This window comes from Peribacillus sp. SIMBA_075 (assembly GCF_046534585.1).
The window spans coordinates 1-275 of sequence record NZ_JAWRYN010000514.1 but is presented as its reverse complement, the minus strand read 5'-3'; the positions used below and the strand labels follow the sequence as shown (position 1 = coordinate 275).

Annotated in this window: 1 pseudogene; it reads left to right on the top strand. The window is 34.2% G+C overall.

The features are described 5' to 3' along the window. Positions 1-275, top strand: a pseudogene (locus SB775_RS29230) (discoidin domain-containing protein); the annotation flags it as partial.

Sequence of the window (275 nt, the reverse complement as noted above, 5' to 3'; positions counted from 1 at the left end):
CTGGTTAGCGAAAGCGATATCTTCACCAGCTAAGAAAAGTGCAATTTACAAAACAGCTACTAAAATGCTACCAATTAATGTTTTAGTATGGAAAGATTACGTTTCTTTCATGTTACAAAATCCAAATGTAACAGATGCTGAGTGGCAAGAATTAAATAACAGTATAGTTACTGCTTTTGCTAATGAACCGAGACCGATGATGGATCTTCTTACTCAAATAAAAAGCCGTGTTCTGAATACAGATGATAGAGCAAAGCTTCAGCAATATACTTTAA